4 protein-coding genes are annotated in these 3,482 nt (G+C 39.2%); all 4 read right to left on the bottom strand.

The window, feature by feature from the left end; translation table 11 throughout:
- Window positions 1-422, bottom strand: a 422-nt coding sequence (locus tag V5N63_RS04540) for a ribosome maturation factor RimM (RefSeq protein WP_332032988.1), incomplete at its 3' end; no start/stop codon positions are given.
- Window positions 423-551: 129 nt separating this feature from the next.
- Window positions 552-1,142: a 30S ribosomal protein S16 gene (locus V5N63_RS04535; RefSeq protein ID WP_088467896.1), complete on the bottom strand. Its 591-nt coding sequence runs from the start codon at window positions 1,140-1,142 to the stop codon at window positions 552-554.
- A 130-nt stretch (window positions 1,143-1,272) separates the two neighbouring features.
- Window positions 1,273-1,791 carry a hypothetical protein gene (locus V5N63_RS04530; protein WP_332032987.1) on the bottom strand — a complete coding sequence of 173 codons (519 nt, stop codon included), beginning with the start codon at window positions 1,789-1,791 and terminating at the stop codon, window positions 1,273-1,275.
- A gap of 89 nt (window positions 1,792-1,880) precedes the next feature.
- A partial coding sequence (locus V5N63_RS04525) for a TonB-dependent siderophore receptor (protein WP_332032986.1) occupies window positions 1,881-3,482 on the bottom strand: 1,602 nt, incomplete at its 5' end.

The raw sequence follows: 3,482 nt of genomic DNA, 5'->3' as shown, positions 1-3,482 counted from the left end.
ATCTGTTTGTCTGCCAGATTCAAAAGGAAATAATGCTGACCTGTCTGGTCGTTTACAGATTCGATTATCCCGCAGCTTTTGCCGTCTTCTTCCCGGATTTCGAAACCGATAACTTCGTGGTAATAAAACTTGTTTCCGGTAAGTTTTGGCAGTGTGGAAAGCGGAAGATAAACATCTTTTCCCAGCGACTGGTCTACCAAAGCCTCGGTGGAATTTTTAAAGGAAATAATGAGCGTATCACCTTTGCTCCAGGATTGTTTTGCCACAAAAAACGGCACCAGCAATCCGTTGATATCTACAAAAATTGAATCTAATTTATTGTACATTTCGGGCTGATCGGTATCGAGTTTTAGAAACACATTGCCGTGAAGTCCGTGTCTGCGCGTAATTTTCCCTAAGAAATAACAATCTTCTTTTTTCATGCGTAATTTTTATGATTGATGAAACACAGTAAACCGTGTTAGCACTGCAAATATAATGGGTTTTAAAATAACAGAGACGCCAATATTGGCGTCTCTGTAGGATATTTTTTGTAAGTTATTACAGAAAAATTAAGCTTGCGCTTCTTCCGTACCTTCTGCTTCCGCAGCTGGTTCTTCTGCAGTTTCTTCAGCAACAGGAGCGTTTGCAGCTTCTTCAGCAGCTTTTTCCTCTGCCAATTTAGCTTCAGCTTCCGCTTTTGCATCAGCTTCTAATTTAGCAGCTGCATCTAATCTTGCCTGGTTTACTTTTGCTTCTGCTTCTAAAGCTGCTTTTTTAGCATCTTCTTTTGCTTTGCTTAAACCGTCTTTTTTACCAAGAACCTGTTTTTCTTTTTCTTCTAACCAAGAGTTGAATCTCTTCTCAGCTTCAGCCTCATCAAATGCGCCTTTAGCAACACCACCAAGAAGGTGTTTTTTGTAAAGAACTCCTTTGTAAGAAAGAATTGCTCTTGCAGTATCGGTAGGCTGCGCACCGTTGTTAAGCCATTTTACTGCAGAATCCACGTTTAATTCGATAATCGCAGGATTTGTAATTGGATTGTAAGTACCGATTTTCTCGATAAATTTACCATCTCTTCTTGCTCTTGCATCTGCAACAACAATGTGGAAAAAAGGCTTTCCTTTTTTACCGTGTCTTTGTAATCTGATTTTTACTGACATAAATGTTTGATTTTGTGGGAACTCGTCCCGATTAATTATGAGGTTGCAAAGATAATTAATTTATCTGAACTGAAAATAAAAATTCATATAAATTTCTACCGCATTTTCAGACTCCAAATTAGAAGAAAATCTATTGAAAGAACACCATAATGAGTGCCAGAATAAAACCTAGTCCGGCGTAAATCATTCCTCTTCTGAAGGCCTTGGATTTAAAATTGAACATCCAGAACGACGAAATCACAAAGAAAAACAAAACCACTCCGAAAACAGCATTTAATGTTGCATAACGGTGTTTCGAGGTCGATTTGTGCAGTTCGTTGAATTTTTCCAGAACAAATGGCAGCTGCATTTTTGAATATTTTGTTTCGCCGGTTTTCATATTATAAGTCCCCTGTTCAAATTTCTGAACATCACCTTCGCTACCTTTAAATTCTACATTACGCATTTTAATTTCTTTCGCCAGCTCCTTTTCGGTAAGATTTGGCTTAAGAACGATTTCGTACTTGTTTTCCTTTTTCAGAAAATTGGTATCACGGTAAATCAGCAGAACGCCGCTAATTGCGTATACAGCCATGATTCCTGCTGCGAAATAGCCCAGATAGCGGTGCGTAATTCGCATAAATGTTTTTGTGTCCTTAATTTTTGCCATTGTTTATTTGATTAGTTTGTTTTTTGCAGCTTACGATAAAAGTGGAAACCGGAGTTTCCACTATCAGGTAATATTTTTACTTTAAGCGATTAAAGTTTGTACGTTAAAGTGAAGTAATAATTTCTTGGAGTAATTGGATTTACGGAGTAGTTTTCATGATAGTTGTAATTCACGGTATCAAAGAGATTTCCTACTTTACCCATTACAGAAAATTTCTGCCATTCATATCCAACTGACAAAGCAACAGTGGCATAATCATCAACCGGCAATAACCGGGAAACCCCATTTCTGGTGTCTAATGTTTCCTTGGTATCATTCCATCCTGCGATACGGTCGCCTACAAAGTACACGCTGGCCCCCAGCTTAAGTCCTTTTATATAATTTGGCAGGGTGTAAAATACCGATGCATTTGCTGTGGTTGCAGGTGTACGGACCAACCGTTGGTTCTCAACATACCCAAACCCTTCAGGCGTATCCAAATAAACCGCGTGATTGTAGGAAGCACCAGCAATAATCATTAAATTGGGAGTTGGATTTCCGGTAATGTCGAGTTCCACACCACGGCTGCGCATCTTACCTGCAAATTCTTTTATGGTAGAATCATTGTTCACCTGTCCCTGGGCATTAAATTCTGCCATCTGATAGAAGTTTCTGTTTTCAATCTGATAAAGTGACAGATTCAGCGCTACCGCATTATTCCAGAAATTCTTTTTCATACCAACCTCGAACTGATCAATTATCGATGGAGTCAACGAGTTATCGTAAATGTCACGTCCAGTATTTGCGGAGAACGAATTGGTGTAAGTAGCAAAAAGCGATAGATTGTCGTTTGGCATATAAATAAGTCCGGCTTTTGGCGAAAAAGCTCTGTCTGCGGTACCTGCAGTATTGTTTACATCATTGGTTACAAACGATTTCTTTTCGGTTTCGAGGTTTTCGATATAAGACCATCGTAATCCCGCCAAAACTTTAAACTGTTCGGTGATACTAATGAAATCCTGGGCATAAATACCAAATCGCTGCGTTGGGATTCGGGTTCTGTCTCTTTTTGTAGCTGTGGGCATTGCGCCGCTTGTCCACGTGGATGGATCATCAAGATAAATGGTTCCGTTCGTGCTGCCATTAGTTCCGTAAGCTGTTTGTGAAAGATTATAAGCGTACGCATCTGCAGTTCCGTAATCGCCATCTGTACCGATTAAAATTTTATGGTTAATTTTTCCGGTATTGATTTCTCCATTCAAATTAAGCTGTAAGGCCGTATAATTTTGCTCATTGTAAGTTCTGTTGACGGGGCGGTTCCATTTCAGGCGCCCTGCATTGTCGTAAGTCCAGGTGATTCTTTCTGTAGAAAAATAATCTTTTGTATAATTCTGGAAAGAAGCTACAGTATTCAAAGTCCAGAACTCACTGAACTGATGATTAAAGGTTATTCCCGCCGTTGCCTGCTCTGTATTTTGATATTGCCAATCTGCTCCCAGGAAAGCGTTTCTTGGCAAAAATGTATTTAAACGGTAAGATTTATCATTGTTTTCAATGGCGCCAATCCCAAAATCCGGAGTAAATTCATTCTTTAAATAATCTGCTTCCACAATCAACTGTGATTTTCCACCAATATTGAAGAGGAAAGAAGGATTAAAGTAATATTTCTGCGATTCCACCACATCACGGAAACTTTCAGCTGTCTCGTATGC

Source organism: Kaistella sp., assembly GCF_032060305.1.
Taxonomy (GTDB): Bacteria; Bacteroidota; Bacteroidia; order Flavobacteriales; family Weeksellaceae; genus Kaistella; species Kaistella yananensis.
This window is presented reverse-complemented; position numbering and strand designations above follow the sequence as displayed.